Raw genomic sequence first — 255 nt, forward strand, 5'->3', positions numbered from 1 at the left:
GCTGGCCCGATTCGATGCGCGGGTAGCAGAAGATGCACTTCTCGGACTTGCCGGTCTTCCAGTTGTAGTAGATCTTCTTGTACGGGCAGCCGGACACGCACATCCGCCAGCCGCGGCACTTGTCCTGGTCGATCAGCACGATGCCGTCTTCTTCGCGCTTGTAGATCGCACCGCTCGGGCACGACGCCACGCAGGCCGGGTTCAGGCAGTGCTCGCACAGGCGCGGCAGGTACATCATGAAGGTGTTTTCGAACT

The 255-nt window shown here is 61.2% G+C and carries 1 protein-coding gene; it reads right to left on the reverse strand.

Features of this window, described 5'->3' with window-relative positions; genetic code table 11:
* Positions 1 to 255 (reverse strand): 4Fe-4S dicluster domain-containing protein (locus ACUN9Y_RS22340; RefSeq protein ID WP_445462930.1); only part of this gene is annotated, 255 nt, incomplete at both ends.

This window comes from Halomonas sp. V046 (genome assembly GCF_052645355.1).